Consider the following 1627-nt stretch of genomic DNA (forward strand, 5'->3'; position numbering starts at 1 on the left):
TTTATCAGCGCTTTTTTATCAAATGCGCTTAGCTGTAGGCTAGTTTTTTAACCGAGCTCAATCCAGCTCAATCCAGCATTGTAACTTTGTAATGTATAAAAGCTGAATTAAAAGCCCAGCCTACACGGATATAATTATACTTGTAACTGAGGCCACGCATGCAGGTAAACAAGCTAGCACTTGTTAAGAAATGCTAAGCGCTTAGCTCATTACGCACGATTGCCGCGCCTGCGCTTAACGCCGCAAGCTTGCCGCGTGCCACTTGCCGTGACAAAGGGGCCATACCGCAGTTGGTCGACGGATAGAGCTTATCAGCATCGACGAATTGTAGGACTTTGCGCAGGGTATCAGCGACTTGTTCGGGCGTTTCGATATCATTGGTGGCGACATCAATAGCACCGACCATCACTTTTTTACCGCGTATCAGCTCGATTAAATCCATCGGTACGTGCGAGTTTTGACACTCAAGCGAGACAATATCGATCGATGACTGTTGCAGCTTAGGGAACGCTTGCTCATATTGACGCCATTCTGAACCTAACGTCTTCTTCCAGTCGTTATTGGCTTTGATACCATAGCCATAGCAGATATGTACTGCCGTTTCACACTTCAAGCCTTCGATGGCGCGCTCCAAAGTAGCGATACCCCAGTCATTAACGTCATTGAAGAACACATTAAAGGCAGGCTCGTCGAATTGGATAATATCGACACCAGCCGCTTCCAATTCCCGCGCTTCCTCATTGAGAATTTTGGCAAATTCCCAAGCTAGTTTTTCACGGCTTTTATAATGACTATCGTACAGCGTATCGATCATCGTCATCGGACCTGGTAGCGCCCATTTGATCGGCTGATCGGTCTGCGCGCGCAGGAATTTGGCGTCATCAACGAAAACGGCTTTGGGCCGGCTCACCGCATCCACCACTGTCGGCACACTCGCCTCATAGCGGTCACGAATTTTGACCGTTTTACGATTCTCAAAATCGACGCCGTCGAGATGCTCAATAAAGGTCGTCACAAAATGCTGACGGGTCTGCTCGCCATCACTAACGATATCGATGCCAGCGTGTCTTTGCTCCTGCAACGTCAAACGTAGCGCGTCTTGTTTACCATCAAGTAACTGCTGCCCTGCTAATGCCCAAGGTGACCAAATTTTCTCAGGTTCGGCTAGCCAAGACGGTTTGGGTAAGCTGCCTGCAGTTGAGGTTGGTAATAGTAGTGTCATAGTCTTTACTCTCTTATATTTTATTCTTGTATATCATTACTAAATCTCATTTATCTTGGCGTAGGGTGCTTTTTAAGCACCACTCACCATGGTGCATGGAATACACCCTACGACTAATGATTTCAAATAGTTAAAAGTAAGATATTCATTAATAGACCACTAAGCAGCGCGTTTTTTCACGCTATCATTGTCCAGCACAAAGCTTGCCGCCCACTCATCAAGGATAGTTTGATACGGTTTGATAAAGTCATCTTCGGTGTATTTGCCCTGCGTTACTGCCATCTGGCTACGCTCCGCGCGGTCATAGACAATTTGCGTTAGCGAGTAATCTTGGTACTTAAGGCTTGGCTGATACACCTGCCCCGCTCTTGAATTGGCATTATAAATCTCAGGTCGATAGATCTT

General features: G+C 46.6%; 2 protein-coding genes. Both read right to left on the bottom strand.

The window, feature by feature from the left end:
* Positions 1-193: 193 nt before the first annotated feature.
* Positions 194-1222 carry a methionine synthase gene (locus ACTXGO_RS13415; RefSeq protein WP_443574870.1) on the bottom strand — a complete coding sequence of 343 codons (1029 nt, stop codon included), beginning with the start codon at positions 1220-1222 and terminating at the stop codon, positions 194-196.
* 159 nt (positions 1223-1381) lie between these two features.
* A partial coding sequence (locus tag ACTXGO_RS13420; RefSeq protein ID WP_443574871.1) for a putative oxygenase MesX occupies positions 1382-1627 on the bottom strand: 246 nt, incomplete at its 5' end.

The organism is Psychrobacter sp. T6-1 (assembly GCF_052258445.1).

Coding starts and splice junctions, on each gene's coding strand:
- ACTXGO_RS13415 (WP_443574870.1), bottom strand. CDS start 1,222: ATGACACTACTATTACCAACCTCAACTGCAGGCAGCTTACCCAAACCG.